Source organism: Streptomyces sp. NPDC057474 (assembly GCF_042802555.1).
Taxonomy (GTDB): Bacteria; Actinomycetota; Actinomycetes; order Streptomycetales; family Streptomycetaceae; genus Streptomyces.
The window spans coordinates 1-5,800 of the sequence record NZ_JBHVDX010000372.1 but is presented as its reverse complement, the minus strand read 5'-3'; the positions used below and the strand labels follow the sequence as shown (position 1 = coordinate 5,800).

The following is a 5,800-nucleotide window of genomic DNA, read 5'->3' as shown; positions in this document are numbered from 1 at the left end:
GACACAGATCGGCCGCGGCCACCACCGGCGACTCCACACCTGCCCTATGGGGCGCCCACCCCTCGTTCGGTACACCACTCCGAAGGACAGCACGCAGGACGGGATTTGCCGTTCGACTTCGGAAATATTGAACGTGTCGGGAGCGGGAGCTGCCTGGCTCATCGGCCATGGAGGCTTGCGACTTACAGCAGCCGAGGCCAGATCATGTCGGTTCGCGCCGGTCCGGCAGTCGCTGAATCGGCCGCAGAGCCGTCGCCACAAGACGGCTTACCACCACATCACCGCGTTGAAGTAGCTGCCCGGACCAGGCATCGGCGCGGAAGCTTCATCGGCGGTTGCGGCTCGGTCAACTTCCCTTCGCTATGCGTCATATGTGCACACGTCATACCGCTGTGCCATCAGACGATGCCTTGCGTGCCGAGCCACCACCCTGATGGTGATCCGGGCCCGGAACAGGTTCCTGGGCTACCGCAGAAGGTGATCCGACAGCGCCCCAGGTCATTACTTTTCAGGCACTGCCCTTTGGTTCACCTCCCCAACAGACAATGGCAACAACGGATACTTCGCAAATAGATTCGGCTTCTCAAGTATTCAATCTGCAGGCAAAAAGCGACGCGTCGAGCAGCCACTCCTTCGCCCACGCCGCCCCGTACTTGGCGTGCGGAGCAAACCGCAGTCTGCGGCTGTCCACACACGGCGAAGACAATTGGGCAAGAGAGCGGAACCAGTTCAGAGCGACAAAGCACCGGCGCGTCGAGAACGTCATGACCTTTTCTTGAATGGAGAGTTCGTTGCGCAATCGCATGCCCATACCCCGCTTGGCCGCTATCTCAGTGATACCGCTTGCCCTGCTCGGCACGACGGTCACCACCGCCTCCGGTTCCCCCGTCGCCAAGCCTGCCGCCGCGAAGGCCGCCTTCGGCCTGGATGCGACCACCTACCGCGACGCGGCCGGCACGGCCAGGAGCTCAACGACCGAGGGTTTCAGTGTGCGCACCGCGCGGTCGGGGGAGACCGCCGTCGTGGACAGCTCCATGGCGTCCGACGGGGCCATCAGCGCCTCGAACCCCCACTTCGTGGACCTGGCGTGGAAGACGTATTCAAACAAGGCCCGCTACACCGTGGTCCGCGGCGACGCCGTGCTCGCGGAGTTGCCCGCCGGATCGACCAGCTTCCGCGACACCACGGTGGCGCCGGGGGCGAAGTACCAGTACCAGATCGTGCCGCAGTTGGTAGGCAACACCACGCAGGCCCGCACCTTCGGCCTGCAAGTGACCGTCCCGGCTCCCGAGAGCGGCCAGTCGGACCTTGCCACTATGCGCGCTTCGGCTACGGCACGCGCGAAGGCAGCCGCAGCAGCAACCACCACGACGCTGACGTGGACGACGTTCATCCCGCAGAAACGGCTGGATGCCCCGTTGGTTGCCGGAAAGCCCGCGTGCACCTACGGCAAGGGCTACTCGTTCGGCGGCGACAACCGCAGCTTCAACTGGCGCAGCTCCAGCTATCGTACGTCCGCCAGCGCGGTGATCACCTGGAAGAGCAAGAAGGTCAAGGGGCACACGAGCATCGGCACCACGCACGTGTACAACAAGAAGACCGGCAAGCTCAAAGCCAAGCGGACCGATTCCGGCAGCAAGATGCAGGTCCGTAAGCTCGGCAGCGGCTCGGGCTACGTGGACATCCGCATGGTGACGCACTCCACCAACCCGTTCTGCAGCAAGAAGCTCCCCAACGCGATCGACGGATCCCTTCAGTTCAAGATCCGATCGAACGGCAACTGGGAGATCCGCTCCGGCAACCACCGGCAGATGCCCAGCCACCACATCTACATCTACAACGGCGGCCGGGTTACCGACGTATACAAGCGCAAGGCCGCCAGCCCCTGGTGCCTGTCCGGATCGGGTCCGGCCGGATGCGAGCTGGCCAACCTGACCGGCTACACCGGCCGCTACAAGTAAAAACCCCGGCTCACACCACCACCGGCGGCTCCTGCGCGCCTTACAGGGCCGCCGCCGCCATCAGGAGACCCGACGCCTCCGCTGCGCACAGGAAGGAGGACACTGACCATGTAAGCGGACCGCCGCACAGTGGTCCATCAGCCCACCAACGGGAGAGCGTGACATGACCGTCACCTGGCGCAGCGCTGTCTCCTACGCGCTGACTGTCGCTATCGGATCCTGGATGACCGGAGCTGCAGTCGACCTCGCCTGGTCAGCGGCTGCCGACAGCCTCGGCCCCTGGGTGTCGCTCTGGGCGACGAACCCCCTGTCCTACGTGTTCCTGGCCGTGACCACAATCACGCTCACCCTGACGCGCCGCTTCACCGCTCCCATGCCGGTCTGGCGAGTCCCACTGATCGACGGCGGCGCTTACCTGCTCGTTCTACTGCTGTGGGGCGGCCTCTCCGCTTGGCGGGACGGAGCCGCCGTGCCGGTCGACGACGCGTTCGCTACGGCGGGCTTCGCCTTCCTCACCCTCCAGTTGCCGTCCGCGTGGCTGCTGAGCATCTGGCGGGCCCGCCACCTCCGCGTCGTCCTCGACCAGAACGACGACGGCGCGGCAGCCGGCTGGAGGGCTGGACGGTGACCCGTCCAGGCCATCACCGTCGCAGCAGCGGCCTGTGAGCCGCTCACGGGCTGCTCCACCACCGTCCCACTCAGCGATACCAGGCCACAAATCCCAGTTCGGCCGCGGGCCGGGACGTCCTCGTACCGGACGGTGACCTCCGTACGGTGCACGGACCTTCCGCGAGTGCAAGCAGCTCGCGGCGCCGGATTCTCCGGCAGTCCAGAGGAGTGCCGGACTTCTCCGGCAGTCCAGAGGAATGCCGGACTTCTCCGGCAGTCCTCTGGACTGCCGCACCGCGCACTTGTCTGATCTACCGGAGCGTGGTCGTGGAGCAATGGCACAGTCCGTGACATCACTCGCCAAACTGCATCTCGTCACGTGTCGACGAGAAATAGACGCAGCCCATACTCGGTGGTGAGCAGCTTGAATCGCACGGATGGCGCGGTCCGCTTGATCGAGGTCGTAATACATTTCGGCCCAGACAAAGGTCAACATCACCACCAATGACGCTGGGCGAACGGGGCGATGGGCTGGGCCCTGATACTCCAGCCGTAGATCGTGATCTCGATGGTGAGGGGCGCCGAGGAGACAGGTGGTCAGTGTCGATCATCTGGACGAGATCGACCACGCCACCGAGGGTGTCCGTTCCTTCTCCGCCTACCCGACTACTCAAGTCCACCGAGACGGAGGGCGTCCCTTAGTGCGCTGAGCTTCTCGGTCGTCGCCGGGGTCCGCTCCTTCGCCTGTCCAGCGAGTCGGAGGGCATCCTCAATCTCGTTGAGTTTCGCGTAGGGCAGGGCACCCGCCCGCTCGATCAGGTCGTCCCGGGACACGGTGGTCAGCCACGTGCAAGGGGTAAAGCCCGGACATGGGAACGCGAACCGCAGCACGCCTTCAAAGGGCAGTCCTTCCATGGCGCCTACTGCCACTTCGACGCCCAGACCGCCGATGTCGACGCCCGCCGGAGCCACGACCTGCATCACCCGGATGCCGGACGCGTCGCCTTCCGACAGCAGTACGACCGGCCGCCGCTCGTCGAACTCGACCCACCAGACTTCGCCACGTTGCACATGTCCTCCTGACACAGGACCGCATGCGGGCGCTGCGCGACCCTGACGCGCTGTGGAGACGGGTGCGGCCACGTTGATCATCGGTGTGTGAAGACAAACGATCACGCGATGGCCGCAGATCACAGCGTAGACCCTGCCCGCTGGCAGGAGGCGTTCGATGGCCTGATGAGCCGGATAGCCGGGCGGTTCGCGCGGGTCGAACCCCGCCTCCGGGCCAAGCGCTTGGTGCTGGGCCTGCTGTCGGATCTGCCGCGCAAGAACTGCTGGACGATCGCAGAGTGGGCCGGGGAGACCACCCCGCACGGCATGCAGCATCTGCTGTGCAGGGCCGGCTGGGATGCCGAGGCCGTCCGCGACGACGTACGCGAATACGTCGTCGAGCACCTCCACGACGAGGCCGCAGTGCTGGTCGTCGACGAGACCGGCGACGTGAAGAAGGGCACACGCACCGTCGGGGTCCAGCGCCAATACACCGGCACCGCCGGGCGGATCGAGAACGCCCAGGTCGCCGTCTACCTCGTCTACGCCGGCGAGCGCGGGCACGCGGCGGTGGACCGAGAGCTGTACATCCCGCGCTCCTGGACCTGCGATCCGGACCGCTGCCGGGCCGCGGGGCTCAGCGAGGACACCGTCTTCGCGACCAAGCCGGAACTGGCCCGGGTGATGATCGAACGGTTCCTGGACACTGGACACCGCGTCGGCTGGGTCACGGGTGACGAGGTCTACGGCGGCAACCCGAAACTGCGATCCGCGCTGGAAAACGCGGCATCGGCTACGTCCTCGCAGTGGCCTGCTCAGCCCAAATGACCACCGGCGCCGGCACGTTCCGCGCCGATGCGCTGGTGAAGAAGGTGCCGAAGCGGGCCTGGCAGAAGCTCTCGGCCGGACGCGGCGCGAAGGGACAGCGGTTCTACGACTGGGCCGTCATCGACCTCGCCGAGGCGGCACCGGGCCACCACCAGTTACTGATCCGTCGCAACCGCACCACCGGTGAACTCGCCTATTACCGCTGTCACTCCACCACGTCGGCATCCCTGGCCATCCTGGTCAAGGTCGCAGGTTCCAGATGGCGGGTGGAGGAAACCTTCCAAAGTGAGAAGGGGCTGGCCGGACTGGATGAGCACCAGGTCCGCCGCTACGCGTCCTGGGCCCGCTGGGTCACCCTCGCGATGCTGGCCCATGCATTCCTCGCCGTCGTCCGCGCCGACGAACACGCACACCGCCCCACGCCGGCCAACCTGATCCCGCTGACCTGTAACGAGATCCAGCGCCTGTTCATCAGTGTTGTTGTCCGGCCCGCTCACGGCCCGGCCCACCGGCTCAGCTGGTCCGCCTGGCGACGCAGCCACCAGGCGCGATCACGAGCCAGCCACTACCGGAGACAAGCGTGACTGAGCACTTCAGCCGGCCACCCTGAGCACCGTAGTCGGTCGCCCCTAGCCAAAGGCTGAGGGGTTCATCGGTCGCTGGGAGTAGGTCCTGCGCCTCAGGCGCGCTTCGCCCCTGCTGGCTAGGGTCGATCCGCATGGAGACCACGGGAATCGTTCGCCGCCAGACGGCGGAGCGTATGCGCGACGCTCTGGAGCGGCTCGTTACCGAGCGGGATGTATGGGTGTCGACGGCTCACCCTGATCACGGGCCGCACCAGGTGCCGCTGTGGTTCTTGTGGGATGGACGAGCAGTGTGGATGTGCACCAGCGCCACTTCCGTGACTGCGCGGAACGTCCGCAAAGAGCCGCGCGTGCGCCTGGCGCTACCGGACACCTTCGACGTGGTGCTCCTCCAGGGGGAGGCGGAGTGCTTCCCGGACCAGGAGGTGCCCGGAAGCGCAGCGGAGGCCTTCGCCGACAAGTTCGGGTGGGATCCACGCGTGGAAGAGGGTTCCTTTCTGTATGTACGCGTGGCCCCGAGGACTGTGCGCGCTTGGCGCGGCGAGCCGGAACTACGCGGGAGAGTCATCATGCGCGACGGAATGTGGCTGGAATAACGGCCGTCCCTCGCCGACGCGCCTCTCTCGGATCACGATCTACAGCTGGAGTACTAAGGGTTACAGAATCAACTCATTGCCCGTTTGACGCATAACCGGGGGCAGACCTCTCTCGGACCTCATGCCGTTCCCATAGGTCCGGAATCTGCCCGCTGTTGGCCGAGAATGCCCG

General features: G+C 65.8%; 4 protein-coding genes and 1 pseudogene. 4 read left to right on the top strand and 1 reads right to left on the bottom strand.

Annotated elements, in window-relative coordinates; genetic code table 11:
* Positions 1–779: 779 nt before the first annotated feature.
* Together ACFU53_RS45980 and ACFU53_RS45975 are read left to right on the top strand one after the other, a co-directional pair.
* Positions 780–1,961, top strand: coding sequence for a hypothetical protein (locus ACFU53_RS45980; protein WP_384006129.1), 1,182 nt, complete (start codon positions 780–782; stop codon positions 1,959–1,961).
* Positions 1,962–2,124: 163 nt separating this feature from the next.
* A complete protein-coding gene (locus tag ACFU53_RS45975; protein WP_384006127.1) occupies positions 2,125–2,589 on the top strand; it encodes a hypothetical protein in 465 nt (154 codons plus the stop codon).
* Positions 2,590–3,236: 647 nt separating this feature from the next.
* Here the strand turns inward: ACFU53_RS45975 and ACFU53_RS45970 are convergent.
* Positions 3,237–3,641, bottom strand: a complete 405-nt coding sequence (locus tag ACFU53_RS45970) for a type II toxin-antitoxin system PemK/MazF family toxin (protein WP_384006125.1) — start codon at positions 3,639–3,641, stop codon at positions 3,237–3,239.
* Positions 3,642–3,806: 165 nt separating this feature from the next.
* Between ACFU53_RS45970 and ACFU53_RS45965 the strand changes: the two are divergent.
* A pseudogene (locus ACFU53_RS45965) lies at positions 3,807–5,032 on the top strand (IS701 family transposase).
* A 134-nt stretch (positions 5,033–5,166) separates the two neighbouring features.
* Entirely contained in the window at positions 5,167–5,628 is a 462-nt protein-coding gene (locus tag ACFU53_RS45960; RefSeq protein WP_384006124.1) for a pyridoxamine 5'-phosphate oxidase family protein, read from the top strand.
* The last annotated feature ends 172 nt before the right edge of the window (positions 5,629–5,800 follow it).